The following is a 25,939-nucleotide window of genomic DNA, read 5'->3' as shown; positions in this document are numbered from 1 at the left end:
CCTGCTGGCCGAGGCGGGTGCGCGGCAAGCAGATGCGATCCTTCGTGTCAGTTCTGCAGGACTTCGCCAACCATACAGTTGTCGAGGCCCGCCTTGAAAAGATCATGCGGCAACAGTTTGCCGATGAAAACAATCCGGGTTTCGCGCGTTTCATTCGCGCCCCAGGACTTACCGATATCCGCGCCAAAAATCATATGTACGCCCTGGAACACTGCGCGACGGTCGACACCCGCCAGGTTCAGCACACCCTTGTAGCGCAGCATCGCGGCACCATAGATCGCAACCGTGGCGCTGAAGAACGCCTCGAGCTTGTCCCGATCCAGAGGCGCAGTAGTGCGGTAGACGAAGGACGTCACATCGTCGTCATGCTCGTGCGAAACGTCTTCAAGGAAATCGGGCTCGATGTCGACAATGGCATCCAGACTGAAGCTGCGGATGTCGAGCAGTTGCTTCAGGTCCGTCTCGCCAAAATGTGCCGGCCTGATCGTCGCGCGCGGGTTCATCTGCCGCAACCGGCGCATCAGTTGCTGCGCCTGCTCTTCGCCAACGAGGTCCACCTTGGATACGAGGATACGGTCCGCGAATCCGACCTGCTCCTGCGCTTCGTGATGTTCATCGAGCTGCTCGCCGCCATGCCGTGCGTCGACCACCGTCACGATGGCGTCGAGCAGGTATTTCTCCTGCACGACATCGTCAACAAAGAACGTTTGCGCGACGGGCGCCGGATCGGCAAGTCCCGTTGTCTCGATGATGACCCGCTCGAACGCGAGTTCTCCTGACTCCCGTCGCGCGGCGAGCGTCGAAAGAATGCGCACCAGGTCGCCACGCACCGTACAACAGATACAGCCGTTGTTCATTTCGACAATCTGCTCGTTACCGTCCTGCACCAGCAATTCGTTGTCGATGCCCGCTTCGCCGAATTCGTTTTCGATGACCGCAACGCGTCCGCCGTGATGCTCGGTCAGGATGCGGTTCAGCAAGGTCGTTTTTCCGGCGCCGAGGAAGCCGGTCAGGATGGTCGTCGGGATACGCTGGAAGCCGGTTGCATCTTGCATTGCATTCTCCTGTGAGCGGCACGCGCTCAAGCATGTTCGCCCGTCGAGGTGCCCGGGCGGTGAGCAAATGGTTACGGTCGAGATCCCCGTGCGGTGACAGCCCGCTTCGCTGACGCCACGGTCCGTGACGGCCAGTCTTTCCGCTGGGAACGCTGGACACGGGAGGTGTTATGTTATAACGTATCTGGCCGTGTGGGAGTGCTTTTTTTCCGTACCGTCGAAAACGAATACGCCGATGTCATCGCCCAGATCGGCGGCAAGTACGTTCAGGTGAGCGCGATCGAAACGGATCCCGATACGGATCCACACACCTTCGAGGTCAACCCGAAGGTGGCAGCGCAGATCGTTTCCGCCGATCTGATCGTCAAGAACGGTCATGCCGGCGGTTGCGAAGGCAGTGGCGGCAGACCTTTCCCATTGAACCCCGCGCAGGCAGCCTGCTTTCAAGCCAGCGAGAAGAAGTTCGATGCATCACTCAAGCCCTGGTTGGCTGCAATTGCATCGTTCAAGGCGCACTACTCGAAAACGCCTGTCGCGGTGACGGAGCCGGTCGCCAGCTACATGCTCGAAGCGGTCCGCAGCATGCAGCGAGCGGGGCGACGGACGAAGTGGTGGGTACCGAGGTCCTGAGCAGACTGTACGGCTATCACATCGATATCGTCCGAGTGCACGGCCGCGTGCTGGCGGCAAACCCCGCAGAGTCCAGGCTCTGCGGGGTTTTGTTTTTTCAGCTCGTAGTTCGGTGTGAATGCGCGTCGGGCACTTGCTGCTAAATGCTGGCGACACAACGATGCCTATGTCCCGGTTCGCGACGATGAATTCACGACCACTGCATCGCGCGCATCAAGCACGCTTGAACGCCACGTGTACTTCGATTACAACCCAGCATCGTTTTCACCCGACCGCGCTCGCATGTAACCAGACGTTACGTAGCAGCCGATGCTGCGATGTTGTGCATCAGTTATTACAAACATGAAATACGCGGAACGCTACCTTGCGTTATATTTCCGCCCACAGAACACATTCTTCCAAGGGTGATCAATGAAGTCCGCTCGTTTAGTTCCGCTTCTGCTCGGGGTTTTGACGTTGGGTGCATCGGGTGCGGCAATGGCCTCGGGGCTCAACGTCGGGGTCAATATCGGCATTCCCGCGCCGGTCTACGTTGCGCCGGCGCCGGTTTACGCACCGCCTCCGCCGCCTCCGCCGCCCGTCGTGTATCAGCCGGCACCGGTGTACTACGGCGGCCCGTCGATCGTTATCGGCTGGCACGGCGACCGCTACTGGGACGGCCGCCGCTACTGGGCGCGCGATGACTGGTATCGCCATCATCCTCCGGGCCATAGCGACTATGGCCGTCATCACTACGACAATCATCGCGGCTGGCACTAAGCTGTCGAGCGCGATCAGGTTGGCGTCGTCGATTCAGAAAAAACCGCCCGGCAGGGCGGTTTTTTTATGTCCGTCAAGCATGCGCGCCTAGCTCGCGAATAGCGCAACTGTGACGCGAGCCACGCCCGCGTGTTGCAGCCTGTTCATGCGGCCTATTCACCATGCCGTGACATTCATCGCGAGGCCGCGGACGCCTTCAACATTCACTCGGTCGCCGCAGCCATACCGCCCACCACCGCATTGAAGCCGCTATCGACGTGCACGATTTCCGCGGTTACGCCGGCCGCCAGATCCGACAGCAGGAACGCCGCGGTATTGCCGACCTGTTCGATCGTTACGTTGCGTCTGAGCGGCGCATTCTGCTCGACGAAGTCGAGAATCTTGCCGAAGCCCTTGATGCCGCTCGCGGCCAGCGTCCTGATCGGTCCCGCGGAAATACCGTTCACGCGCACGCCCTGCGCGCCGAGCGACACGGCCAGATAACGCACGCTCGCTTCGAGCGAAGCCTTGGCGAGTCCCATCGTGTTGTAGTTCGGAATCGCGCGTTCGGCGCCGAGATAGCTTAGCGTCAGCAGCGACGCGTCCGGCGTGAACATCGACTGCGCGGCTCTCGCGAGCGCGGGGAAGCTGTATGCGGAGATATCGTGTGCGATGCGGAAGTTTTCGCGCGTCATGCCGTCGAGGAAATCGCCTGCAATCGCTTCGCGCGGTGCAAAGCCGATCGAGTGAACGAGCCCGTCGAGGCCGTTCCAGTGTTCCTCGAGCGAAGCGAAGAGGGCGTCGATCTGCGCGTCCTCGGCGACGTCGCAGGGAAACACGAGGTTGCTGCCGAACTCGCTGGCGAATTCGGTGATGCGCTCCTTGAAGCGCTCGCCGACGTAGGTGAAGGCCAACTCGGCGCCTTCGCGCCGGCAGGCTTGCGCGATGCCGTAGGCAATAGAACGGTTCGACAGCAAGCCGGTCAGCAGGATGCGTTTGCCACTGAGGAAGCCCATGACATCTCCTGAACGCTCGGCGCGCCGCGCACGCGAAGATCGCGCGCTCGGGATGCGCGGACCGCGCGGATTAATTGGGTAGAATTCTCTCACACTGCAATTGCCCACTGATCAACAAGGCCCCTATGACAACTGGCTCGCGACGGGTTCAAACGCCTCCTGCATGTCGATGCCGCGTGATTGACGAACCCTCGCACGGACCCGCGCGTGCCGGGCTGGCAGTGGTGTGGCGTGCATGGCGTCCGGTGCGCGCCGTCGCGACAGCCTGTGTGGTTGCCATGGCTGGATTGCTCGCGGCGTCGCAGGCCCAGGCGGCGCATGCGATCGCGCAATACGGCGAGCCGAAATACCCGGCCGGTTTCAAGCACTTCGACTACGTCAATCCCGATGCGCCGAAGGGCGGCACGCTGGTGCTCGCCAATCCGAGCCGTCTCACGAGCTTCGACAAGTTCAATCCGTTCACGCTGCGCGGCAATACAGCGCCTGGTGTGGACCTGCTGTTCGAGAGCCTGACGGTGGGCAGCAGCGATGAAGTCGCGTCCGCCTACGGGCTGCTCGCCGACGACATCAACGTCGCGCCGGACGGCATGTCGGTGACGTTTCACATCAATCCGCGCGCGCGCTTTTCCAACGGCGATCCGGTCACCGCCGACGACGTCAAGTTCTCGCTCGACACTTTGAAGAGCCCGCAGGCCGCGCCGCAATTCGCCTCGATTTTCGGCGAGATCGAACGCGCGGTGGTGATCGATCCGCACACGGTCCGCTTCGAATTTCGCCAGCGCAATCGCGAGTTGCCGCTGCTCGCGGGCGGCATGCCGGTGTTCTCCCGCAAGTGGGGATTGAAGCCGGACGGCAGCCGCATTCCGTTCGACCAGCTCGCATTCGAAAAGCCGATCTCCAGCGGCCCGTATCGGATCGAGCAGTACGATAACGGCCGCACCATCACGTATCGGCGCGACCCCAATTACTGGGGCGCGGATCTGCCGGTGCGCGTCGGCATGAACAACTTCGATCGAATCGTCTACAAACTGTACTCGGATGCCACCGCGCGGCTCGAAGCGTTCAAGGCCGGCGAATACGATGCGCTGGTCGAATACGTCGCGCGCAACTGGGTGCGGCGCGATGTCGGCAAGAAATTCGATAGCGGCGAGCTGATCAAGCGTGAATTCCCGCAGCACAACGGTACCGGCATGCAGGGCTTCATCCTGAACACGCGGCGTCCGTTGTTCCAGGACGTGCGCGTGCGCAAAGCGCTCGATCTCGCGCTCGACTTTCAGTGGCTGAACCGGCAACTGTTCTTCAATCAATACCGGCGTATCGACAGCTTCTTCGCCAATACGGATTTGCAGGCGAAGGGCCTGCCTTCGCCGGGCGAGCTGGCCTTGCTCGAGCCGTGGCGAGCGCAACTCGACCCAGCCGTCTTCGGTCCGCCGCCGAAGCAGCCGGACACCGATGCGCCCGGCTCGCTGCGCGCCAATCTGCTGCAGGCGCGCGCGCTGTTGCAGGAAGCCGGCTGGACCTATCGCGACGGCGCATTGCGCAACGCCAAAGGCGAGCCGTTCCAGTTCGAGATTCTCGACGATTCCGGCTCGGCCGCGTCGATGGAGCCGATCGTCGCGACCTTCATCCGCAATCTGCAGAAGCTCGGCATTACCGCGACGTTTCGGGTGTCGGACTACGCGGTCTATCAGAAGCGTCTGGACGCGTTCGACTTCGACGTCACTACGCTGCGCATGCCGGACGTGCAGGTGCCGGGCTCGGAGCAGATCGAACGCTTCGGCAGCAAGGCGGCCGATACCAAGGGTTCGGACAACGCGATCGGCTTGAAGTCGCCGGTGGTCGATGCCGTTCTGAACGCGCTCGTGCATGCGCAGACGCGCGAGCAACTGGTCGATGCAACGCATGCACTCGACCGGCTACTGATGCATGGCTACTATGTCGTGCCGCACTGGTACAGCGGCACGCATCGGGTGGCGTTCAAACGCGGCCTGGCATGGCCGAAAACGCTGCCGCTGTACTATGGCGCGGAAGGCTGGATCACGTCGACGTGGTGGTACGAGCAACCGCAGTCCCGGTTGCGACCCCATGCGCAACCCCATGCGCAGCCTCAGCCGCAACCGCATTCGTAGCGACAACCGCAGCCGCGCCAGCGCGCCCCCCACTTATCGTCTTCGCACCGGAACGCCGCCTATGTGGAGCTACATTCTCAAACGCCTGTTGCTGATGATCCCGACCTTGCTCGGCGTGCTAACGCTGACCTTCGTTGTGATCCAGTTCGTGCCGGGCGGCCCGGTCGAGCAGATGCAGCACGAACTGCGCAAGGGCGCGGAGGGCGGCGCGCCGTTCGGTCTGCGCTCGCATAGCGGCGTCGACGCGCAACAGCTCGCGCAGCTGAAGCAGCTCTACGGTTTCGACAAACCGCCGCTCGAACGCTACGTGCTGATGCTCAAGCGTTTCTCGACCTTCGACCTCGGGCAGAGCTATTTTCGCCATCAAAGCGTGTGGTCGCTGATCGTGTCGAAGTTGCCGGTGTCGATCAGCATCGGCCTGTGGACCTTCTTCCTCACGTACCTGATATCGGTGCCGCTCGGCATCGCGAAGGCAGTGCGCAACGGCTCGCGCTTCGATATCGCGACGAGCCTCGTGGTGTTGATCGGCTACGCGATTCCGGGGTTCGTGCTCGGTGTGCTGCTGCTCGTGCTGTTCGGCGGCGGCACCTTCCTGCAATTGTTTCCGCTGCGCAATCTCACCTCGGACAACTGGGCGCAACTGAGTCTCGGCGGCAAGATCGTCGACTATCTGTGGCACATCACGTTGCCGATCACGGCTTCGGTGGTCGGCAGTTTCGCGGTCGTCACGATGCTGACGAAAAACGCTTTTCTCGACGAGATCCGCAAGCAATATGTGCTGACCGCGCGCGCCAAAGGCCTGTCCGAAAAGCGTGTGCTGTGGAAGCACGTGTTCCGCAATGCGCTGTTGCCGTTGATCGTCGGTTTTCCGGCGGCGTTCATCGGCGCGTTCTTCACCGGGAGTCTGCTGATCGAGACGCTCTTCTCGCTCGACGGGCTCGGCCTGCTCTCGTATGAATCGGTCGTGCGGCGCGACTATCCGGTCGTGCTCGGCACGCTGTATCTGTTCACACTGATCGGCCTTGCGACCAAGCTGATCTCCGACCTCTGCTATGTATGGGTCGATCCCCGCATCCAATTCGAACAACTGGAACGCTGATGAATCGAGCCCGTCTTTCCGTCGACGCGGCGGCGCGCACCGAACCCGCGCGCGCGTTCGTGTCGCCGTCGCCCGCGCGCCGCGTGTGGCAGCGTTTTCGCCAGCAGCGCCTCGGCTACTGGAGTCTGATCGTGTTCGTGGTGGCGTTCGCGGCAAGCCTCGCGGGTCCGCTCTGGTCGAACGACAAGCCGCTGGTGGCGCGCTACGACGGCCACCTGTATTTCCCGATGTTCAAGACTTATGCGGAGACCACCTTCGGCGGCGATTTCCCCACTCCGGCCGATTATCTCGATCCGTACATCAAGCACCGCTTTGACGCGCCGGGCAACTTTGCGGTGTATCCGCCGAATCGCTACTACTACGACACGCTGAATTACTTCTCGAAGGCACCGAACCCTGCGCCGCCGTCGCGCGAGAACTGGCTCGGTACCGACGACCGCGGCCGCGACCTGTTCGCGCGGCTGCTCTATGGCTTCCGGGTGTCGGTGGAGTTCGGACTCGTGCTGACGCTGATCGGCACGATACTCGGCATCGCCGCGGGCGCCGTGCAAGGTTACTTCGGAGGACGTATCGATATCGTCGGGCAGCGGTTGATCGAAATCTGGAGCGCGATGCCGGAGCTTTACCTGCTGATTATCTTCTCGTCGATTTTCGAGCCGGGCTTCCTTCTGCTGATCGTGCTGCTCTCGCTGTTCGGCTGGATCGGCCTGTCCGATTACGTGCGCGCGGAGTTTCTGCGCAATCGTCACCAGGACTATGTGCGCGCGGCGCGAGCGATGGGCCTGTCGAACTGGCAGATCATGTGGCGCCACGTGCTGCCCAACAGCCTGACACCGGTGATCACGTTCCTGCCGTTCCGCATGAGCGGCGCGATTCTCGCGCTGACGAGCCTCGACTTTCTCGGCCTCGGCGTGCCGTCGCCGACCCCGAGCCTCGGTGAACTGCTCGCGCAAGGCAAAGCGAATCTCGACGCGTGGTGGATTTCGCTGTCCACCTTCGGTGTGCTGGTCGCCATGCTCTTGCTGTTGACTTTCATGGGCGACGCGCTGCGCAACGCGCTCGACACCCGCATCTCCGATGCGATGCGCGCTGGAGGCAATCAATGAGCGCAACGCTTCAGAACGGCGCGCCGCCCCTGCTGGAACTTGAACATCTGCGCGTGAGCTTCGGCGACACCGTCGCGGTAAACGACGTCACGCTCGCGATCGAGCGCGGCGAGCGGGTCGCGCTGGTCGGCGAGTCCGGCTCGGGCAAGAGCGTGACCGCGCTGTCGATCCTGCGGCTCCTGAGCGACGCGCAGGTGAGCGGCTCGATCCGTTTCGATGGCGAGGAACTGCTTGCCAAAAGCGAACGCGAGATGCGCGGCATGCGCGGCTCGGACATCGCGATGATTTTTCAGGAGCCGATGACCGCGCTCAATCCGCTTTATACGGTCGGCGACCAGATTGCGGAGACCATCGTCGTGCATGACGGCGTGACGGCGAGCGAGGCGCGCAAGCGCGCGGTCGCGCTGCTGGGGCGCACCGGTATCGCCGAGCCGGGCAAGCGCGTGAACAGTTACCCGCATCAACTGTCGGGCGGGCAACGGCAGCGCGCGATGATTGCGATGGCGCTCGCGTGCCGTCCGCGGCTGCTGCTGGCCGACGAGCCGACCACCGCGCTCGACGTGACGATCCGCGCGCAGATCGTCGACCTGCTGCTGGAACTGCAGCGCGACGAAGCGCAAAAGCGCGGCATGGCCGTGCTGCTGATCACACACGACCTCAATCTGGTGCGCCACTTCGCCCAGCGCATCGCGGTGATGGAGCGGGGCGTGCTGGTCGAGAGCGGGCCGGTCGAGCAGGTGTTCGAGGCGCCGCAGCATCCGTATACGCAGCGCCTGCTTGCGAGCCGGCCGCAGCGCACGGTGGTGCCGGTGCTGCCGATCTCGCCCGTGCTGCTCGAGGCGCGCGAGGTCTCCGTCGACTTTAAAACGACGCTGCCGGGCTTTGCCGGCTGGTTCCGCTCGGGACGGTTTCGCGCGGTCGCCGGGGCGAACGTGTCGGTTCGGCAGGGCGAGACGCTGGGGATCGTCGGCGAATCGGGGTCCGGCAAGTCGACCCTCGCGATGGCGCTGCTCGGTCTGCAGCGCACCGCGCACGGCGCAATCGAATTTCAGGGCAGGGCGCTCGGCAGCTATCGCGGCGCCGAGCAGACCGCCTTACGGTCGAACATGCAGGTCGTGTTTCAGGACCCGTTCAGTTCGCTTTCACCGCGTCAGACGATCGAGAGGATCGTCGGCGAAGGGCTGGCGCTGCACCGGCCGAACATGACGCCGCAAGCGCGGCGCGACAAGGTGATCGCGGTGCTGCGCGAAGTCGGGCTCGACCGTACGGTGCTGTACCGTTATCCGCACGAATTTTCCGGCGGCCAGCGCCAGCGGATTGCGATTGCGCGCGCGCTGGTGCTCGAACCACGCGTGCTGATCCTCGACGAACCGACCAGCGCGCTCGACGTTTCCATTCAGCAGCAAGTGCTGAAATTGCTAGCGGGGTTGCAGCAGAAGTACAACCTCGGCTTCGTTTTCATCAGCCACGATCTGGCCGTGATCGGAGCGATGGCGCACCGCGTCGCGGTGATGCAAAACGGTTCCATTGTCGAAAGCGGAGAGGTTGAGAAGATTTTTGCGACATCTGCGCATCCTTACACGCGAAAGCTGCTGAAAGCGGCGCTCGACTATTGATTTTTCACCCTTTCACCAATTGTGTGCGTATCTCGATTGAATTTTTCTATTTGTTTTGACACGTGAATACTTACTGGCTAGTATCGACCAAACTTTTTTCCGTAGACCCCTGATTTTTTGGCAAAAACTACCGACCAATGCAGCACAGAAACTTGACCCAGGCTTGCACGCGCGTCGTCGCCGGGATGTTCATTGGCGTCTTGATGGCAGCAGCTCCCGGCGCTTTCGCCGACGAAGTAAGCAGTTTCAATCAGAATGCCTCACCTTCGACCTCCACCGGGTCGAATTCCTTGTCCTTCTCCAACTCGCAAGCAGGCGCTTCCGACAGCGACAGCAGCGCCAAATCGTTCCTGTCCGGCATGGCTGGCAAAGCGGGCGACGTGGTGGTCGGTGCGCTGAACATGATCGGCGTTCGCTACCGTTGGGGCGGCAACACGCCTGATTCGGGGCTCGATTGCAGCGGTTTCGTGCGCTACGTGTTCCAGGACACGCTCGGCATGGCGCTGCCGCGCCGCGCCGAGGAAATGAGCCGCGTCGGCGAAAAGGTTCGCGTGAGCGACCTGAAGCCGGGCGACCTGGTGTTCTTCAACACGATGCGCCGTACGTTCTCGCACGTGGGCATCTATATCGGCGACAACAAGTTCGTGCATTCGCCCTCCACCGGCAGCACGATCCGCGTCGACGACATGGATAGCGGCTACTGGGAAAAGCGTTTCACAGGCGCGCGCCGGATCGAGGCGTCGTATCAGGAGGGCGAAGATCTGCGCAAGCGCGTGAATGCGACGATCGGCGGGAATAACTGATTCCGGCCACTTCGGCGTTTCAAGCGCGATAAAAAAGCCTGCTTCGGATGAAGCAGGCTTTTTGGTTTCTGCTGGCGGTTTGTGAGCCGCGCGGAGGCTGGCTTGCGCGGTTTTTCGGACCGGACAGGCTGCATTGGCAATGGCTCCTGCTGCCGCTCCGCTCGGTGTTTTGACCCACTGCCGTGTCGCTATTGGCTCACCCGCGCCGCACCAGCCCACCCCTGCCTGCGCGCCTACGCCGTCGCCCGGCTCGCGGCCAGCTTGCGCTGCAACTCCGGCATCATTTTCGCCACCGCTTCCTCGCCCGCCAGAATCGCCGAGTTGCGCTGCGAGAAATCGCTGCCGCTCATCGCGGCCAGATTCGGCCGGATCACGACATCGGCGTACTTGTCGAGTTCATAGGCCTTGATCGTCTGGCCCATGATCGTGAAGGTCTGCATCAGCACGTCGAACGAACTGGCGGTCAGGCCGCTCTCCGGGCGCTGCGAAATATCCACGGCGATCACGAAGTCCGCCCCCATCTTGCGTGCGAACGAGGCGGGCACGGGGCTCACCAGACCGCCGTCGACATATTCGTGACCGCCGATCTTCACCGGCTCGAAAATCGACGGCACGCTGCAGGACGCGCGCACCGCGATACCCGTGTTGCCGCGCTGGAACAGAATCGGCTGACCGGTTTTCAGATCGGTCGCCACCACGCCGAGAGGTTTCGCCATCTTCTCGATCGGACGGTTGTTCAGCGTCGTGTTCAGATAGTTCTGCAGCGCGATGCCTTGCAGGAAACCCCGCGTGCGAAATGGCATCGCCCAGTCGCTGATCGACGCTTCGTCCATCGTCAGCGCGAGTTTGTTCAGCGCAAAGCCGTTCATACCCGATGCATACAGCGCGCCGACCACCGACCCGGCGCTGGTGCCGGCCACCAGATCGACATGGATGTCGCGCGCCTCCAATGCCTTGATCACGCCGATGTGCGCGAAGCCGCGCGCGGCGCCGCCGCCCAGCGCGAGCGCGACGCGGACCGGTCGCTGCGCTTTGTCGAGCGGCGGTGGGTTGATGGTGGGCGTGGCGGCGAGCGGCGAGTTATCGGTTTTGCCGCCGCCGGTCGTGGTGCAGGCGGCCAGCACCGCGGAGGCGGCTGCCAATGAAAAGTTGCGGCGGGCGAGACGGGGCGACGAGGGTTTCAACGAGTTCTCCAGCAACGGCGCGGCTGACGCATTCGGCGTCGCCACGGTCCGCGGTCAGGCTGATAGTCAAACGGACAGGGTCGTCAGCGACGATTTCACGCGCTGGGGATCTATCGGCAACCGCAGCGCGCGCACATCATAAATCAAAGGCCCGCGCGCGCGGCGGCCTGGTAATGAAACGTTGCAGAGGATGCATTCGGGTGGCGTGGGGCGCGGTTTCGCCAAGGCTTCGAGGCGGCTCGGACTCGGCGCACCCGCGCCGCCGGAGTGTTGCGCAAATGCCTCGGCTCGGTTCGGCGAAACCCGCATCTCGCGCAGCGCGGGAGGGGCGCGGTTTGCCTTCAGCCGGTCCCCGTGGAAAAAGCCTGGCCCTGCGACCAGGCCAGCGCGCGCCGCAGTCCAACTGCTCGCGCGATACATGCCAGAAGTTTGCTTGGCGCACGCGCGCCGACACGATCAAGCAAGCGCTTAAAGCCCATTGCATACGCAACCGCTGCCTCGCACACACTGCCATCGTCCATCCGGACGAGGCCAGGCAACGCACGTGCGGAAGGTATAATTCGCCTCTCGCATTTATTTCCCTCGTGTCCATGCACGGCGCTTTTCCGCCGCATGGGCGCGGTCCGCTGCCGCGCCTGAAGGGCCATGTCCGTGCGGGCGCCGGCGCCAGTCTTCCGAGTAACCGCTAATGACCACCTCCGTTCGTACCCGTTTCGCACCGAGTCCCACCGGCTTCATCCACCTCGGCAACATTCGCTCCGCGCTCTATCCGTGGGCGTTCGCGCGCAAGATGAAAGGGACCTTCGTGCTGCGGATCGAGGACACCGACGTCGAGCGCTCCACCAGCGAATCCGTCGACGCCATTCTCGAAGGCATGGCGTGGCTCGGCCTCGATTTCGACGAAGGCCCGTTCTACCAGATGCAGCGCATGGACCGTTACCGCGAAGTGCTCAAGGAGATGCAGGACGCCGGACTCGTCTACCCGTGCTACATGTCGACCGAAGAGCTCGACGCGCTGCGCGAACGGCAGCGCGAAGCCGGCGAAAAGCCGCGCTACGACGGCACGTGGCGCCCGGAACCGGGCAAGGTGCTGCCGCAGCCGCCGGCAGGCGTGCAGCCGGTGCTGCGCTTCCGTAATCCGCTGACGGGCGTGGTCGCATGGGACGACGCGGTGAAGGGCCGCATCGAGATCTCGAACGAAGAACTCGACGACCTCGTGATCGCGCGTCCGGACGGCACGCCGACCTACAACTTCTGCGTGGTGGTCGACGATCTGGACATGCGCATCACCCACGTGATCCGCGGCGACGACCACGTGAACAACACGCCGCGTCAGATCAACATCCTCCGTGCGCTGGGCGGCGAGCCACCGGTGTATGCGCACTTGCCGACCGTACTGAACGAGCAGGGCGAGAAGATGAGCAAGCGCCATGGCGCGATGAGCGTGGTGGGTTATCGCGATGCGGGCTATCTGCCAGAAGCGGTGGTCAACTATCTGGCGCGCCTCGGCTGGTCGCACGGCGACGCGGAAGTATTCTCGCGCGAGCAGTTCGTCGAATGGTTCGACCTGGATCACCTCGGCAAGTCGCCGGCCCAGTATGACCACGACAAGCTGAACTGGCTGAATGCGCACTACATCAAGGAAGCGGACAACGCGCGTCTTGCGGAGCTGGCAAAGCCGTTCTTTGCCGCGCTGGCGATCGACGCAGCGGCGCTCGCCCAAGGTGCGGATCTCACGGCAGTGGTGGGCCTGCTGAAGGATCGCGCGGCGACGGTCAAGGAGATCGCGGAAAACGCTGCGATGTTTTATCGCACACCGGCGCCCGACGCCGAATCGCTCGCGCAGCACGTGACCGACGTGGTGCGTCCGGCGCTGGCCGATCTGGCCGCCGCACTGAAGACCGTGGAGTGGAGCAAGGAGGCGATCGCCGCCGCGCTGAAGGCGACGCTCGGCGCGCACAAACTGAAGATGCCGCAACTGGCGATGCCGGTTCGTCTGCTGGTGGCGGGCACGACGCACACGCCGTCGATCGACAGCGTGCTGATGCTGTTTGGCCGCGACGTGGTCGTGAGCCGTATTGAAAAGGCGCTGGCTTAAGCGCGTGCGTTCACGCGCGCATTGAGAGGGTTTGCATGCGGCTTGAAAAAAAAGTCGCATGTAATTGCTCAAAGGGTATTTACAAAGCGCAGATTGGCCTCTAGAATCTCGTTTCTCTGATGTGCAGGGGGTATAGCTCAGCTGGGAGAGCGCTTGCATGGCATGCAAGAGGTCAGCGGTTCGATCCCGCTTACCTCCACCAACAAAAGAGTAAAGTTGTCCAGAAGTCTGGAAGTTGTAGGAAAAAAGACTTCCCAAATGCTTGAAACGTAGTTAGAATATCGGTCTTCTCTGCTGGCGAAGCGAAATAACTGATAAGTTAGCGTGAGTTAGCAGTAGATTAAAGACAGATCTGAAAAGATTATGTCCCCTTCGTCTAGAGGCCTAGGACATCACCCTTTCACGGTGAGTACAGGGGTTCGAATCCCCTAGGGGACGCCAAACATCAGCGTCGCTTTAGTGTTCGGGTTAAAGCCCGATTGGCAGTAAAGCAATGCAGCTTGCAGAGAAATAACCGACGCTCGCAAGCTAGGGTGTAAAGACTGGAGTGGTAGTTCAGTCGGTTAGAATACCGGCCTGTCACGCCGGGGGTCGCGGGTTCGAGTCCCGTCCACTCCGCCAGACAAAGCCCGTTCATTCAAATCTGAACGGGCTTTTTCATTAAAGGTGTAAGCAGTACGTTGTCCCCTTCGTCTAGAGGCCTAGGACATCACCCTTTCACGGTGAGTACAGGGGTTCGAATCCCCTAGGGGACGCCAACACATCGGCGTCGTTCGGTTGGAAGTTTGAACGGTGCAGTAGGTGCAAAATCTGGAGCGGTAGTTCAGTTGGTTAGAATACCGGCCTGTCACGCCGGGGGTCGCGGGTTCGAGTCCCGTCCGCTCCGCCAGATTCGAGAAAGCCCACTTCGAAAGAAGTGGGCTTTTTTTATTTCCGCGACCAGCTGACCTGGTATGCTCGGGACAAACAGCCATTGCCAGCGTGCGCGGCCTGTTTTACCGTTGACCGACTCATCTTCGTCGTTCCGCCATGTTCGATCCAACCGAAGCTCCGTCACCGTTTCATCTTCGCAACGCCAGCATGGACGATTTCGAGTTCGCCGAGGCGCTGACTCGCAACAACATGGGCGGCTATTATCGCCGGCACCATCTGGTCTGGCGGGCCGATCTGTTTCTCGGCAGCTGGCGCGAGTCGGAGAATTTTATTCTCGAAGTGCACGGCCAGGCGATCGGCGTGTTGCGCATCACGCAGGAGGGTCATTCTCTCCATATCCGCGACGTGCAGATTGCCGAAGGTCATCGGCGGCACGGCGCCGGCACGTATCTGCTCGACATCTCGCATCAATGGGCGCGCGAACGTGGGCTGCGCGAATTGCAGTTGCGCGTGTTCGTGGACAATCCCGCGGCGCGGCTGTATCAGCGCAAGGGCTACAAGCTCGCGGGTCCGCGTCTGGCGCAACTCGGTGCGATCCGGCATCTCGCGCGGCGGGTCTGAGTCGACGCTCAACGCGCGGCGCCGTTCGGCACATTCGCGCGATCCTGCGCTGATTCGTCGTCCGGTTCCGCGTCGCCGTGTTCGTCGTTTTCCATGCGATGCTCCGAGCCGCGCTCGATGAATGCGCGCGGACTCTTACCGAACGCGCGCCGGAACATCGCGGAGAACGCGCTTTGGCTCTGATAGCCGAGTTCCTGTGCAACATGCGAGAGCGGCCGTCCTTGGCTCAGCAGCGGAATCGCGCGCGCGAGGATCGCCTGCTGACGCCATTGCGAAAAACTCACCCCCAATTCTTGCCGAAACAGCCGCGCGATCGTGCGCGTGCTCGCGCCCACGCTGGACGCCCATTGTTCGAGCGACTCGCCGTGCGTCGGATCCGCGATCACGGCCTCGCACAGCGCACGCAGACGTTTTTCATTGGGCATCGGCACGGACAGCGGCAGCGGCTCCGAGCGCGTCAGTTCGTCGAGCGCGAGCGCGCCGAGCAACTGTTCGCGTGTGGCCGAAATGCCTGGCGTATCGAGCGCGGCGATGACTTCGCGCAGCAGATCCGAGACTTCGACCACGCGCGGCGCATCGAGCCCTGCCGGCACCGTGCTTTCGGTGATGTAGAGCGTGCGCAGGAACGCATCTTCGACGGCTACTACCTCGTGCGTCACATGCGGCGGCACCCAGATCGCGCGCGAGGGCGGCACCATCCACGTCGTGCCGGTCGTTGCGACGCGCAGCACGCCGCGCGACGCATACGCCACCTGCGCCCACGCATGCGTATGACGCGCGATGCGCCAGCCGGACGGCATTTGCCGCGAGCGCACGCGGATCGGGTGCGTCTCGGTCGGCTGGAACTCGGGCGGAATGTCGGCGAAGCGGACGAAGCTCGACAATTCGGTGTCGGCGGACGAAGTCATGGCGAAGAGCGGTCCAGAGAATGGAGTGCCGGAAGTCGGTGCGGTGCGTGGCGATATTGGATGGGCAAGCTCCGCGCACACAGTTGCGCGAGCACAAGCCGGCGGGTCTCATCATTGTAGGTGTTGGCCGCAGCCAGCCGTTGCATAATGGCCCGACCGTCCCGCCCCAAAGGAGATCCTCATGAGTTTTGCTACCGCGGACTTGTGCGACGCGCACGAAGACCAGTTGGCACTCGGCACGCTGCGCGTGCTCGAACCGGTGTTTCACCTCTTCAGCCGCACCGAGTGCTTTAGCGGCGAGGCGGTGACGCTGAAGGTATTCGAAGACAACGCGCTCGTGCGGACCGCGCTCGAAGAGAAGGGCGCGGGCCGCGTGCTGGTGGTCGACGGCGGCGGCAGCCTGCGCTGCGCGCTGGTCGGCGGCAATCTCGCGCAGATCGCGCAACAGAACGGCTGGGCCGGCATCGTGCTGAACGGCTGCGTGCGCGATACGCTGGAACTCAACGAGGTCAATGTCGGCGTGGCTGCGCTCGCGACCTGCCCGCGCCGCGCCCAGAAGCGCGGTGCCGGCGAGCGCGACGTGGCGGTGCAGTTGCCCGGCGCGCTGGTGCGTCCCGGCGAATGGATCTATGCGGACATCGACGGCGTACTCGTCGCGAGCGCGGCGCTGAACTGAACTGAATTGAACTCGAACGCCGGCTGAACCGTGGCCTGACCGGAAGCCACACCCTCATTCAAGGAGAGCGAACGACGATGCAAACCGTCTTTGTATACGGCACGCTGCGTGCCGGTGAAGTGAACGACATCAGCGAAGCCGCGGCGCGCAACGAGATCGACGCGCCGAATCTGCTCGGCACGGCCTCGGTGCGTGGCCATCTGTTCGACTTCGGTCTGTATCCGGGCCTCGTCGTCGACGAAGCGGGTGTCGACGTGATCGGTGATGTCTACGAAATCGACGATGCGCTGGTCGCGGTGCTCGACGAAATCGAAGCCGTCTACCCCGGCGTCGAAGATCGCTTTCTCGCGCGCGAAGTGATGGTGAAGGTGGACGGCGATGTGGTGAATTGCCGTTTCTATCCGGTCACGCCGAATGCGGTGAAGGGCCTGCCCGAAATCAAATCCGGCGATTGGGTCGAATATCGCAACTCGCGCTGACTGGCTGAGCCCGCGCATAAAAGGGCCCGGCAGGCTCGCGCCTGACGGGCCATGCGCTCGGTCAGTCTGCGGATCGAGCCGCCTTCACGCCGAACATGGGACGTGAAGACAAGCTCGCTACAGCAGCTACAGCATCATGCGGTGCTTATCCGCCGCAGAGCGCCTCACGCCCGGACAGCATGACGCGCGTGAGCAACCTCAAAGCTCCTCGTACAACGGCAGCGTCAGAAAGTCGGTGAACTGCTCCGACGTCGACATCTCTTCGAAGATCTGCGCAGCGCGTTCGTACGGCTTCGTATCGCCGCCCACCGCCTGCTTGACCTTGCCGAGTTCCTGCACCGCCAACTCGCGCACGAGTTCGACCGTCACCTTGCGGCCGTCGTCGAGCTTGCCCTTCGGCGAGCGGATCCATTGCCATACCTGCGAGCGCGAGATTTCCGCGGTGGCGGCGTCTTCCATCAGGTTGTGAATCGGCACGCAGCCATTGCCCGCGAGCCACGAGCCCAGGTAGTGAATGCCGACGTTGATGTTGTTGCGCAAACCGCCTTCGGTGATCGGCGCTTCAGGACGGAAGTCCGTCAGGTCCGTGGCCGTGACGAGCACATCGATGCGTTGTTTGCCGATCTGGTTCGGCTTGTCGCCGAGCACCTTGACGAACTCTTCCATCGCGATCGGCACGAGGCCCGGATGCGCGACCCAGCCGCCGTCGTAGCCGTCACCGGCATCGCGCGCCTTGTCGGAGCGAACGCCGGCCATTGCCTTGTCGTTGGCCGCCGGGTCGTTCTTGATCGGGATCAGCGCGCTCATGCCGCCGATCGCCGGCGCGTTGCGGCGATGGCAGGTCTTCAGCAGCAACAGCGCATACGCGCGCATGAACGGCGAAGTCATCGTGATCTGCGAGCGGTCGGCGAGGCAGAAATCGCGATCGGCCTTGAACTTCTTGATCGCCGAGAAGATGTAGTCCCAGCGGCCGGCGTTCAGCCCCGAGCTATGCTCGCGCAGCTCGTGCAGGATCTCGTCCATTTCGAACGCGGCGACGATCGTCTCGATCAGCACCGTCGCGCGAATCGTGCCGCGCGGCACGCCGAGCGCTTCCTGCGCGGCGACGAAGATGTCGTTCCACAGACGCGCTTCCAGATGGCTCTCCATCTTCGGCAGATAGAAGTACGGGCCCGAGCCGCGCGCGACCAGTTCCTTCGCGTTGTGCACCATGAAGAGCGCGAAATCGAAGATGCCGCCCGACACGCGCTTGCCGTCCACCTTCACGTGTTTTTCGTCGAGATGCCAGCCGCGCGGACGCACGATCAGCGTGGCGACCTGGTCGTTCAGCCGATACGATTTGCCGTTCTGCTCAAGCGAAATCGTGCGGCGCACCGCGTCCTTCAGATTGATGTGCCCGGTGATCTGGTTGTCCCAGCTCGGCGCATTCGAATCCTCGAAGTCGGTCATGTACGAATCCGCGCCCGAGTTCAGCGCGTTGATGATCATCTTGCGCTCGACCGGACCGGTGATCTCCACGCGGCGGCATTGCAGATCCTGCGGCAGCGGCGCGATTGTCCAGTCACCTTCGCGCACGGATTTCGTCTCGGCGAGGAAGTCGGGACGCTCGCCGGCGTCGAGCCGTTTCGTGCGTTCCTCGCGCGCCTGCAGCAATTGCTGGCGGCGCGGCTCGAACGTGCGATGCAGCGCGGCGACGAGTTCAAGCGCTTCGCGCGAGAGGATCGCGTCAAAGCCCGGCTTGATTTCAGCCGAGATTTCCATGCCCTGCGGCAGCGACAGTGATGAGAGCGAATTCGCCATGTGTTCTCCTTGGTCGGTCAGATTGTGCAAATCGTGGATGTTGAAAAAGCGTTGAGATAGTCCGGGGAGCCGCCGTCATGTGCCAGGGCTGTGGCGTTTGCGGTGGTTGCCGGGATGGTTCGGGGAACTGATAGAGCCGCGAGGTGGTGCGAGGGCCTGCAGAAAAGCAAGCAGATCGTTCATGCCGCCGCCCGTGCCATGCGGCGCGACACCCAGTTCTTCGGCGGGGGCGTTTTGCCGGTTGAGCCAGAACGTGGTGAAGCCGAACCACGTGGCGCCCGCCACGTCCCAGCCGTTCGACGACACGAAGACGATGTCACGCGGCAGCGCGTCGAAGGCTCGCGTGCCGAGCGCATACGCGGCGGGCGAGGGCTTGTAGGTGCGCACGGTGTCGACGGAAAGCACGTGGTCGAACAGCCCGTTCATGCCGGCGCTTTTGAGCGCGATGTCGAGCATCTGCGGATTGCCGTTCGAGAGAATTGCGAGACCGAGGCGTGCCATGGGCTCTTCGGCGGCGGGCGTCGAAGGCGTTGACGCAGTCGCCTGGCGAGCCGCCGCGTCGCGCAACGCGCGCAGCGCCGGCACCGCATCGGGAAACGCGGAAAGGCACGCGTATTCGTCCATCAACCGCTTCTCGGCCGCGCGGCCCAGCGTCAGTTGAAGCTTTTTCGCGGCGAAGCGCAGCGCGTCGAGCGTGATGTCCCAGAACGGCCGGTAGTGTGCGCCGGGTTTGCCGGCGGGGGCGGCCAGTGTGCGCAATTGCGTGTACTCGATCTGCTTCTGACGCCACAGCTGCGAGAGCGCGTCGCCATGACCGGGGAACATCTGCTCGGCGGCAGCGATCACCGAATGCACGTCGAAAAGCGTGCCATACGCGTCGAAAATCACTGCTTTGGGGGAAGGTGCCGTTGTGGCCGACATTGCCGTGCACTCCTGTCAGAGGTCAGGACGGATTGTATTAGTGACACTCGACGCAAAAAAAGAGGCTAAACATCACTTGATCTTTTACTTTCATCCACCTAATCTGACGCGCCCCCTCACTTTCGCCCGTATTCCGAAAAACCTTTTTCGGGCTTCGCGGCGCGCATCGGCTATGGACCGCTTTAAGCAGATCGAGACTTTTGTTACCGTCGCGGCCAAGGGCAGCCTGTCGGCCGCCGCCTTGGCCGAAGGCGTCGCGCCCGCGATCATCGGCCGCCGCGTCGATGCGCTCGAAGAGCGCCTCGGCGTCAAGCTGCTGGTGCGCACCACCCGCAAGATCACGCTGACTTTCGAAGGCTCCGCGTTCCTCGAAGATTGCCAGCGCATCATTCACGACATGCAGAACGCCGAAGCGAGCGTGTCGGAGGGGGGCGTGAAAGCGAGCGGCCATCTGCGGCTGTCGGCGCCGGCCGGTTTCGGGCGGCGGCACGTCGCGCCGCTGGTGCCGGCGTTCACCGTCGCTCATCCGGACGTCTCGATCACGCTCGATCTGTCCGACCGGCTCGTCGATCTGGTCAATGAGGGTTTCGATTGCGCCGTGCGGCTCGGCGAATTGCCGGATTCGTCGCTGGTGTCCCTGAAGCTCGGCGAAAACCGGCGCGTGTGCGTGGCGTCGCCGGGCTATCTGAGCCGGCGCGGCGCGCCGCACACGTTGACCGATCTCGCGCGGCACAACTGTCTCGCGCTCGGTGCGAGCGCCAACCAGCAGCGCGGCTGGATGTTCCAGCAGGGCGACAAGGTGGTGTCGATCAAGGTGTCCGGCACGATGGAATGCTCGGACGGCGCGGTGCTGCACGAGTGGTGTCTCGCCGGCCACGGGCTCGCCTGGCGCTCGTGGTGGGAAGTCGGCACCGACATCGCGGCGGGGCGGCTCGTGAGCCTGCTCGACGAATTCGCCGCGCCGCCGATCGGTATCCACGCGGTGTTTGCGCAGCGTCGCCATCTGCCGCTGCGGGTGCGGCTGTTTCTGGACTTTCTCAAGCATACGTATGGCCATCCCGGCTACTGGGGCTGATGCGCGGCGTCACGAGCAACACGGTCGCGGCATGCGGACAGACCCTTGGTGAATCCATGCCCTCATTTGCGCGCGACCTACAATCGATTGAAGCGGCTTGCAAGCCGAGCCTCGTTGGACGCTCACGCCGCGCTGTGCGCAGCCGGCGACGGAGGGCATCATGTTCAGGCACATCCTGGTTCCGACCGATGGTTCAGAGCTGTCACACAAAGCGATAGACGGCGCCATCGATCTGGCGCAGGCCGTCGGCGCGCGCATCACCGCTTACGCGTGCCTGCCGCAATATCCGTACTCGCCGTTTTCCGACGTCGTGGTCGAGCCGCCCGCCGAATTCCTGCAGCGCAGCGAGCGCGAAGCGCGCGTGCATCTGCGGGAAGTGGAGATGGCCGCGCGGCGCGTGGGCGTGGCCGTCGAGAGCAGGACCAGCGTTCACCCGGCGCCTTACCTCGGCATCATCGAAGCGGCGCAGCAGGGTGCTTGCGACGTGATTTTCATGGCGTCGCACGGGCGGCGTGGCCTGGGCAGTCTGCTGATCGGCAGCGAAACACAGCGGGTGCTCACGCATACGAAGATTCCGGTGATCGTGTACCGCTGAAGGGCAGTTGGGCGGCGCGTGGTGGCGTCAAGAAACGCGCCGGCGGTGAAGCCGGCGCGCCACTGCTCGCCGGCGCGCTGTGTTGTGCCGGCGCTTTCTCCGCTGCTGCGAGTTTTCTCCGCAATTCCGGCCGCCGGGGCTGAGTGTCGATACCTCCGGCGGTGCGAGTCCTCCCTGTGACGGCGGCTCTCTATCGGAACCGCTTGATCGTCTTTTGCGCTGGCGCTTTTCGCGATCAGGCCGCGAGGCCGACCAGGTCGGCGGCGACGCGGCCTGTCACGTGGCCTGTCAGGCGACCTTCTTGTCGAAGAACTGCTCGTCTTCCGTCGAGCCGTGCAGCGCGGTCGTCGACGCTTCGCGTTCGACCGTTTGCGTCACGGCGTCGAAGTAGCCGGTGCCGACTTCGCGCTGATGCTTCACCGCGGTGAAGCCCTTTTCGGCTGCGGCGAACTCGGCCTGCTGCATTTCGACGAAGGCCGTCATCTGGTTGCGGGCATAGCCGTGCGCGAGGTTGAACATCGAGTAGTTCAGCGCGTGGAAGCCGGCCAGCGTGATGAACTGGAACTTGTAGCCCATCGCGCCGAGTTCGCGCTGGAACTTGGCGATGGTCGCGTCGTCCAGATTCTTCTTCCAGTTGAAGGACGGCGAGCAGTTGTACGACAGCAGTTGATCCGGGAATTCCTTGTGGATCGCATCCGCGAATTTCTTCGCGAACTCGAGGTCCGGCTTGCCGGTTTCGCACCAGATCATGTCCGCGTACGGCGCGTAGGCGAGACCGCGCGAGATCGCCTGCTCGAGGCCCGGCTTCGTGCGGTAGAAACCTTCGACCGTGCGCTCGCCGGTCAGGAACGGCTTGTCGTTCTCGTCGATGTCCGAGGTGACGAGGTCGGCGGCTTCCGCATCCGTGCGGGCGAGCAGCACGGTCGGCACGCCGCAGACGTCGGCGGCCAGACGCGCGGCGGTCAGCTTGGCGACGTTTTCGCGGGTCGGCACGAGCACCTTGCCGCCCATGTGGCCGCACTTCTTGACCGATGCGAGCTGATCTTCGAAGTGCACGCCCGCGGCACCTGCTTCGATCATCGCCTTCATCAGTTCGAACGCATTCAGCACGCCGCCGAAACCGGCTTCCGCGTCGGCGACGATCGGTGCGAAGTAGTCGATATAGCCTTCGTCGCCCGGATTCTTGCCTTCCGACCACTGAATCTGGTCAGCGCGCGTGAGCGTGTTGTTGATGCGCTTCACGACGAGCGGCACCGAGTTGGCCGGATATAGCGACTGGTCCGGATACATTTCGCCGGCGACGTTCGCATCGCCCGCCACTTGCCAGCCGGACAGATAGATCGCCTTCAGACCAGCCTTCACCTGTTGCATCGCCTGGTTGCCGGTCAGCGCGCCGAGCGAATTGACGAACGGCTCGGTGTTGACGCTTTCCCAGAGCTTTTGCGCGCCGCGTTTGGCGAGCGTGTGTTCCACCTGCACCGAACCGCGCAGACGGATCACGTCCTGCGCCGAGTAGGTACGCTTCACGCCTTTCCAACGCGGATCGGTATCCCATTGCTGCTGGAGTTGCTTCGCCTGTTCTTCGCGGGTGATGGTCATCGTGTTCTCCTGGGGTTGCCTGTAATGGATGGGTGACTCTGTCTTCGTCGAAGCGGCTGGCCATCAGGCGTTTCGCTTCGTGAAGTCTTATATAAGAGTCTAGGCAAACCGAGAGTCCCGCAATAGGCGGCGGACAGTGTTTTTCTAATATTTATTATTGTTTTTATTCAATGCGTTACACACATATTTTCACATGGAGAAATGACTTTTTCCCTGTTGCAACGGCGTCTCTTGTGCCTTGCAGCATGATTTTTTACGACGCAAAAAAATTTACCACATCGTGAAATGTCGGGGTGCTCGAGCTTCGGACGAAAAAAAACCGGTGCCTTAGCACCGGTTTTTCCGACTGAGCGGACGGCGCGAAGCCGTCCGGAGTCTTTTACACGCTGATCCGGGGATTGCCGCCGGATAGCTTAGCTGCCGCGACGCGCCGTGCGCGGGCCGTCGCTGCGGCGTGCGCCGTAGCCGCCGTCGCGCGAACCGCCGTAGCCTTCACGCGAGCCGCCACCGAAGCCGCCTTCACGCGAGCCGCCGCCAGCCGACTTGCCGGCCCAGCCGCCGCCGCTACCGCTGCGCGAACCGCCGCCGTTGCCGGCCGGCTTGCCCGAACCGCTACCGAAACGACGGCCACCGCCGTTACCGCCGCCCGGACGGCCGCGGCCGCCAAAGCCAGGACGGCCGTTGCCCGTCGGCGCCGACTTGCGCGGCTCGAAGCCCTCGACGATGTTGACCGGCAGCGGGGTGCGCACGAAGCGCTCGATGCGCTTCAATGCGCCTTGTTCCGCATGATGCACGAGGCTCACCGCGATACCCGAGCGACCGGCACGGCCAGTACGGCCGATGCGGTGCACGTAGTCTTCAGCGAACTTCGGCAGGTCGTAGTTGAACACGTGCGTGATGCCCGGAATGTCGATACCGCGAGCGGCGACGTCCGTTGCCACCAGCACACGCACGCGACGCTCGCGCAGTGCCTTGATGGTGCGGTTACGCGCGCCTTGCGGCAGATCGCCGTGCAAAGCGGCCGATTCGAAACCGGCGTCGGCAAGACGCCCTGCGAGCTGGTCGGCGTCCATCTTGGTTGCCGTGAACACGATAGCCTGGTCGAGGCCCTCGCCGCGCAGCAGATGGTCGAGCAGACGATCCTTGTGATCGCGGTCGTCGACGTAGTGGACGGTTTGCGCGATATTGGTGCGCTGTTCCAGGCGCTGAACGATCTCGATACGCTCCGGATCCTTCAGCAGACGGCCGGTCAGCGAGCCGATCTTGCCGTCGAGCGTGGCCGAGAACAGCATGGTCTGACGGGTAGCCGGCGTAGCGGCGACGATCGTTTCGATGTCTTCGATGAAGCCCATGTCGAGCATGCGGTCGGCTTCGTCGAGCACGAGAATCTGCAGTTGCGACAGGTCGATACGGCCGCGTTCGAGGTGGTCGATCAGACGGCCCGGCGTGGCAACCAGGATTTCCGGGTTCTTCGCCAGCAGCATCAGCTGTTGGCCGTAAGCGACACCGCCCAGAATGCTGACGGTGCGCAGGCGCTTGAGGTGCTTGCCGTACGTGGCGGCGGCGGTCGTGACCTGCATCGCGAGTTCGCGGGTCGGCGTCAGGACCAGCATGGTCGGACGGGCAACCGGTTGCGGACGGCGCGTGTTACGGGCGCCGTCGGCCGGACGCGGTTCACGCGGCTGGCTGGCTTGCGCCTTTTGCAGTTGCGAGAAACGCTCGATGGCGGGCAGCATGAACGCGGCGGTCTTGCCCGAACCGGTCGGGCTCGAGACCAGCAGATCGCGACCGGCGATGCCGGCCGGGATGGCGCGTTGCTGAACCGGCGTCGGGTTCTGGTAACCAGCGGCGGTCAGCGCGGAGACGACATCCGCGGAGAGACCAAGCGACGCGAACGTCGGGCCGCTCGGGACTGCGGCTTCAGCGGCGACGGCTTCCGGAGCGGCAGCAACGGCTGCGGCTTGGGCGGGAGCGTCGGCGAGACCGAGTGCCTGATCGGCGATGGCGTTCAACGGGCTGGAGGTGTTGCTCGAAGTCATGAGAATCCTTGGTACACAGGGAATTAAAACGTCGGCGCCAATCGGCATACCCAAGTCGTCGGATTCAGCGAGCAAAGAAGCAGCGAGCAAATCGAAAAACGGGGGCAGCTCGCGACAATGAAGGCGAGCTTTTCGTTAGAAGCTGTATCGGATGCGACATGCCAACACGGCGTGCCGCCAGCCTGGGACATGATCGCCCGAAGAGGGCTAGGCAGGAGGGGACAGGTTCTAAACTGGATTGGAGCTAAACGCTACGAGGCGCTGCGCCGCAAGGGCCGCTACATGAAGCGGGCAAAGCAGTGAAGCGCAGGCCGCATTGTATAGGGTTTTGTTGCACTGCGCCACTGTTAGGACATTTCCGAGCCGAAAAGTTTGCGAATCCGGCTGGCGCGGGCCGGCGTTTCGACGGGTGGGGCAGCGTGGCTGTTGGTGCCCCTGGGCTACCGGGCGCTTGAGATAAAGCCGCGACCGCAGCGCCGGCCGCCGCTTCGGCTTCGGCACGCTCAGGTCGCGGCGCCGCTCTTCAACGATTCGACGAGCTCGACGTATTGCTGCTTCGCGACGTCCTGCGCGGTGCCCTTGAGCGCCGCCCACGCGTCGTACTTGTATTTGCCGACGATGTCGGTAAAGCCAGGCTTGTCGCCCTGAACGTCGCCGCGGGTGGCCTGCTTGTAGAGCGCGTAGAGGCGCAGCAGCGTGAGATTGCCCGGACGCTCCGGCAACTGCTGCACTTCTTCGTGGGCTTTGGCGAATTGGGCGTCGATGTCTGTCATGGGTGGTGTTGCCCGCCGGGCGGGGTCAAATGAGGATCGGCCGACGATCATAACAACTGCATGCGCTCGCGTGGGCGAGGGCTTATTCCAAACAGCGTGCCGCCAG

At 63.1% G+C, this 25,939-nt stretch carries 22 protein-coding genes and 5 tRNA genes; 18 read left to right on the top strand and 9 right to left on the bottom strand.

Annotated features, from left to right (window positions below; translation table 11 throughout):
- Positions 1-47 precede the first annotated feature (47 nt).
- A complete protein-coding gene (locus HV770_RS15215) occupies positions 48-1,055 on the bottom strand; it encodes a CobW family GTP-binding protein (protein WP_175160816.1) in 1,008 nt (335 codons plus the stop codon).
- 93 nt (positions 1,056-1,148) lie between these two features.
- On the opposite strand from HV770_RS15215, the gene HV770_RS15210 reads away from it, so the two are divergent.
- A complete protein-coding gene (locus tag HV770_RS15210; RefSeq protein WP_175160814.1) occupies positions 1,149-1,685 on the top strand; it encodes a metal ABC transporter solute-binding protein, Zn/Mn family in 537 nt (178 codons plus the stop codon).
- Between the two features lie 411 nt (positions 1,686-2,096).
- A complete protein-coding gene (locus HV770_RS15205) occupies positions 2,097-2,444 on the top strand; it encodes a hypothetical protein (RefSeq protein WP_175160812.1) in 348 nt (115 codons plus the stop codon).
- Between the two features lie 203 nt (positions 2,445-2,647).
- Here the strand turns inward: HV770_RS15205 and fabI are convergent, their stop codons facing one another.
- Entirely contained in the window at positions 2,648-3,439 is a 792-nt protein-coding gene (gene fabI, locus HV770_RS15200) for an enoyl-ACP reductase FabI (protein WP_175160811.1), read from the bottom strand.
- Positions 3,440-3,564: 125 nt separating this feature from the next.
- Between fabI and HV770_RS15195 the strand changes: the two genes are divergently transcribed.
- The 5 genes from HV770_RS15195 (at position 3,565) to HV770_RS15175 (ending at position 10,192) form a co-directional block, all read left to right on the top strand.
- Positions 3,565-5,568, top strand: a complete 2,004-nt coding sequence (locus HV770_RS15195) for an extracellular solute-binding protein (RefSeq protein WP_175160809.1) — start codon at positions 3,565-3,567, stop codon at positions 5,566-5,568.
- 61 nt (positions 5,569-5,629) lie between these two features.
- Positions 5,630-6,667, top strand: a complete 1,038-nt coding sequence (locus HV770_RS15190) for a microcin C ABC transporter permease YejB (RefSeq protein ID WP_121317474.1) — start codon at positions 5,630-5,632, stop codon at positions 6,665-6,667.
- Positions 6,667-7,773, top strand: a complete 1,107-nt coding sequence (locus HV770_RS15185) for an ABC transporter permease (protein WP_121317476.1) — start codon at positions 6,667-6,669, stop codon at positions 7,771-7,773. The genes HV770_RS15190 and HV770_RS15185 overlap by 1 nt, the downstream gene beginning before the upstream one ends.
- Complete coding sequence (locus HV770_RS15180) at positions 7,770-9,389, top strand: ABC transporter ATP-binding protein (protein WP_175160807.1); 1,620 nt, start codon at positions 7,770-7,772, stop codon at positions 9,387-9,389. The genes HV770_RS15185 and HV770_RS15180 overlap by 4 nt, the downstream gene beginning before the upstream one ends.
- A gap of 137 nt (positions 9,390-9,526) precedes the next feature.
- A complete protein-coding gene (locus HV770_RS15175) occupies positions 9,527-10,192 on the top strand; it encodes a C40 family peptidase (protein WP_175160805.1) in 666 nt (221 codons plus the stop codon).
- A gap of 233 nt (positions 10,193-10,425) precedes the next feature.
- Here HV770_RS15175 and HV770_RS15170 read toward each other — a convergent pair whose 3' ends face one another.
- Entirely contained in the window at positions 10,426-11,376 is a 951-nt protein-coding gene (locus HV770_RS15170; protein WP_175160803.1) for a patatin-like phospholipase family protein, read from the bottom strand.
- 688 nt (positions 11,377-12,064) lie between these two features.
- Between HV770_RS15170 and gltX the strand changes: the two genes are divergently transcribed.
- The 7 genes from gltX to HV770_RS15135 all read left to right on the top strand — a co-directional run bounded on the left by gltX (position 12,065) and on the right by HV770_RS15135 (position 14,968).
- Positions 12,065-13,474 (top strand): glutamate--tRNA ligase, encoded by a 1,410-nt coding sequence (gene gltX, locus HV770_RS15165; protein ID WP_175160800.1) that lies wholly within the window; start codon positions 12,065-12,067, stop codon positions 13,472-13,474.
- Between the two features lie 126 nt (positions 13,475-13,600).
- Positions 13,601-13,676 (top strand) — tRNA-Ala (locus tag HV770_RS15160).
- 163 nt (positions 13,677-13,839) lie between these two features.
- A tRNA-Glu gene (locus HV770_RS15155) sits at positions 13,840-13,915 on the top strand.
- Positions 13,916-14,018: 103 nt separating this feature from the next.
- A tRNA-Asp gene (locus HV770_RS15150) sits at positions 14,019-14,095 on the top strand.
- A 61-nt stretch (positions 14,096-14,156) separates the two neighbouring features.
- Positions 14,157-14,232, top strand: a tRNA-Glu gene (locus HV770_RS15145).
- Positions 14,233-14,286: 54 nt separating this feature from the next.
- Positions 14,287-14,363: transfer RNA gene (locus tag HV770_RS15140), tRNA-Asp, on the top strand.
- 140 nt (positions 14,364-14,503) lie between these two features.
- Positions 14,504-14,968: a GNAT family N-acetyltransferase gene (locus HV770_RS15135; protein WP_175160798.1), complete on the top strand. Its 465-nt coding sequence runs from the start codon at positions 14,504-14,506 to the stop codon at positions 14,966-14,968.
- Positions 14,969-14,976: 8 nt separating this feature from the next.
- Here HV770_RS15135 and HV770_RS15130 read toward each other — a convergent pair whose 3' ends face one another.
- Complete coding sequence (locus HV770_RS15130) at positions 14,977-15,876, bottom strand: AraC family transcriptional regulator (RefSeq protein WP_175160796.1); 900 nt, start codon at positions 15,874-15,876, stop codon at positions 14,977-14,979.
- Positions 15,877-16,057: 181 nt separating this feature from the next.
- Here HV770_RS15130 and rraA point away from each other — a divergent pair, with 181 nt between their 5' ends.
- Together rraA and HV770_RS15120 are read left to right on the top strand one after the other, a co-directional pair.
- On the top strand, positions 16,058-16,552 hold the full coding sequence (gene rraA / locus HV770_RS15125) for a ribonuclease E activity regulator RraA (RefSeq protein ID WP_175160794.1): 495 nt from the start codon (positions 16,058-16,060) through the stop codon (positions 16,550-16,552).
- 77 nt (positions 16,553-16,629) lie between these two features.
- The gene (locus HV770_RS15120) at positions 16,630-17,031 is read left to right on the top strand and encodes a gamma-glutamylcyclotransferase family protein (RefSeq protein WP_121317490.1); all 402 of its coding nucleotides are present in this window, start codon (positions 16,630-16,632) and stop codon (positions 17,029-17,031) included.
- A 198-nt stretch (positions 17,032-17,229) separates the two neighbouring features.
- Here HV770_RS15120 and aceB read toward each other — a convergent pair whose 3' ends face one another.
- A complete protein-coding gene (aceB, locus tag HV770_RS15115) occupies positions 17,230-18,831 on the bottom strand; it encodes a malate synthase A (RefSeq protein ID WP_175160792.1) in 1,602 nt (533 codons plus the stop codon).
- Between the two features lie 75 nt (positions 18,832-18,906).
- A complete protein-coding gene (locus tag HV770_RS15110; protein ID WP_175160790.1) occupies positions 18,907-19,752 on the bottom strand; it encodes a (S)-2-haloacid dehalogenase in 846 nt (281 codons plus the stop codon).
- 172 nt (positions 19,753-19,924) lie between these two features.
- Here HV770_RS15110 and HV770_RS15105 point away from each other — a divergent pair, with 172 nt between their 5' ends.
- A complete protein-coding gene (locus HV770_RS15105) occupies positions 19,925-20,827 on the top strand; it encodes a LysR family transcriptional regulator (protein ID WP_175160787.1) in 903 nt (300 codons plus the stop codon).
- Between the two features lie 160 nt (positions 20,828-20,987).
- Positions 20,988-21,422, top strand: a complete 435-nt coding sequence (locus tag HV770_RS15100) for a universal stress protein (RefSeq protein WP_175160785.1) — start codon at positions 20,988-20,990, stop codon at positions 21,420-21,422.
- A gap of 288 nt (positions 21,423-21,710) precedes the next feature.
- On the opposite strand, the gene aceA is transcribed toward HV770_RS15100, so the two are convergent.
- The 3 genes from aceA to HV770_RS15085 all read right to left on the bottom strand — a co-directional run bounded on the left by aceA (position 21,711) and on the right by HV770_RS15085 (position 25,833).
- Positions 21,711-23,015, bottom strand: a complete 1,305-nt coding sequence (gene aceA / locus HV770_RS15095; protein WP_175161116.1) for an isocitrate lyase — start codon at positions 23,013-23,015, stop codon at positions 21,711-21,713.
- 419 nt (positions 23,016-23,434) lie between these two features.
- Positions 23,435-25,060, bottom strand: coding sequence for a DEAD/DEAH box helicase (locus HV770_RS15090; RefSeq protein WP_175160783.1), 1,626 nt, complete (start codon positions 25,058-25,060; stop codon positions 23,435-23,437).
- Between the two features lie 503 nt (positions 25,061-25,563).
- Entirely contained in the window at positions 25,564-25,833 is a 270-nt protein-coding gene (locus HV770_RS15085; protein WP_121317500.1) for an acyl-CoA-binding protein, read from the bottom strand.
- Positions 25,834-25,939 lie beyond the last annotated feature (106 nt).

The sequence above is a fragment of the Paraburkholderia fynbosensis genome, assembly GCF_902859935.1.
Classification (GTDB): Bacteria; Pseudomonadota; Gammaproteobacteria; order Burkholderiales; family Burkholderiaceae; genus Paraburkholderia; species Paraburkholderia fynbosensis.
The sequence above is the reverse complement of the archived record's forward strand: the minus strand, read 5'-3'. Positions and strand labels throughout refer to the sequence as shown.

What these genes read in the sequence shown, in the direction of transcription:
- HV770_RS15100 (WP_175160785.1), top strand. Translation starts at nt 20,988, where the DNA reads ATGTTCAGGCACATCCTGGTTCCGACCGATGGTTCAGAGCTGTCACAC.
- HV770_RS15175 (WP_175160805.1), top strand. Translation starts at nt 9,527, where the DNA reads ATGCAGCACAGAAACTTGACCCAGGCTTGCACGCGCGTCGTCGCCGGG.
- HV770_RS15180 (WP_175160807.1), top strand. Translation starts at nt 7,770, where the DNA reads ATGAGCGCAACGCTTCAGAACGGCGCGCCGCCCCTGCTGGAACTTGAA.
- rraA (WP_175160794.1), top strand. Translation starts at nt 16,058, where the DNA reads ATGAGTTTTGCTACCGCGGACTTGTGCGACGCGCACGAAGACCAGTTG.
- HV770_RS15130 (WP_175160796.1), bottom strand. Translation starts at nt 15,876, where the DNA reads ATGACTTCGTCCGCCGACACCGAATTGTCGAGCTTCGTCCGCTTCGCC.
- HV770_RS15135 (WP_175160798.1), top strand. Translation starts at nt 14,504, where the DNA reads ATGTTCGATCCAACCGAAGCTCCGTCACCGTTTCATCTTCGCAACGCC.
- HV770_RS15105 (WP_175160787.1), top strand. Translation starts at nt 19,925, where the DNA reads ATGGACCGCTTTAAGCAGATCGAGACTTTTGTTACCGTCGCGGCCAAG.
- HV770_RS15085 (WP_121317500.1), bottom strand. Translation starts at nt 25,833, where the DNA reads ATGACAGACATCGACGCCCAATTCGCCAAAGCCCACGAAGAAGTGCAG.
- HV770_RS15190 (WP_121317474.1), top strand. Translation starts at nt 5,630, where the DNA reads ATGTGGAGCTACATTCTCAAACGCCTGTTGCTGATGATCCCGACCTTG.
- fabI (WP_175160811.1), bottom strand. Translation starts at nt 3,439, where the DNA reads ATGGGCTTCCTCAGTGGCAAACGCATCCTGCTGACCGGCTTGCTGTCG.
- HV770_RS15185 (WP_121317476.1), top strand. Translation starts at nt 6,667, where the DNA reads ATGAATCGAGCCCGTCTTTCCGTCGACGCGGCGGCGCGCACCGAACCC.
- HV770_RS15090 (WP_175160783.1), bottom strand. Translation starts at nt 25,060, where the DNA reads ATGACTTCGAGCAACACCTCCAGCCCGTTGAACGCCATCGCCGATCAG.
- HV770_RS15120 (WP_121317490.1), top strand. Translation starts at nt 16,630, where the DNA reads ATGCAAACCGTCTTTGTATACGGCACGCTGCGTGCCGGTGAAGTGAAC.
- gltX (WP_175160800.1), top strand. Translation starts at nt 12,065, where the DNA reads ATGACCACCTCCGTTCGTACCCGTTTCGCACCGAGTCCCACCGGCTTC.
- aceB (WP_175160792.1), bottom strand. Translation starts at nt 18,831, where the DNA reads ATGGCGAATTCGCTCTCATCACTGTCGCTGCCGCAGGGCATGGAAATC.
- HV770_RS15195 (WP_175160809.1), top strand. Translation starts at nt 3,565, where the DNA reads ATGACAACTGGCTCGCGACGGGTTCAAACGCCTCCTGCATGTCGATGC.
- HV770_RS15215 (WP_175160816.1), bottom strand. Translation starts at nt 1,055, where the DNA reads ATGCAAGATGCAACCGGCTTCCAGCGTATCCCGACGACCATCCTGACC.
- HV770_RS15110 (WP_175160790.1), bottom strand. Translation starts at nt 19,752, where the DNA reads ATGTCGGCCACAACGGCACCTTCCCCCAAAGCAGTGATTTTCGACGCG.
- HV770_RS15205 (WP_175160812.1), top strand. Translation starts at nt 2,097, where the DNA reads ATGAAGTCCGCTCGTTTAGTTCCGCTTCTGCTCGGGGTTTTGACGTTG.